Source organism: Photobacterium sp. DNB22_13_2 (genome assembly GCF_052873915.1).
This window is the reverse complement of sequence record NZ_JBNNXU010000312.1, coordinates 1-233: the sequence shown is the minus strand read 5'-3', so window position 1 is coordinate 233 and position 233 is coordinate 1. Positions and strand designations below refer to the sequence as shown.

The 233-nt window shown below is 65.7% G+C and carries 1 pseudogene; it reads right to left on the bottom strand.

The features are described from left to right. Positions 1–233: pseudogene (locus tag ACVA58_RS28775) on the bottom strand (hypothetical protein); the annotation flags it as partial.

Genomic DNA, 233 nt, shown 5'->3' with positions numbered 1-233 from the left:
AATCTCAGGTTTGCGGGGTTTGCGCGGCGCGCGCGCAAAGGCCAGGTCATACAGCCAACGCGGCAGCACGTGCAGCAGCTTGGCCACGATCCCCATCTGCCAGGGCAGCACGGTAAAGCGCACGCCGCGGTGGATTGCCTCCACGGCTTTCTGTGCGAACACGTCCACCGGCATCAGGAAGGGCATCGGATACGGGTTGTGCGCGGTCATCGGCGTGCGGATGTAGCCGGGGG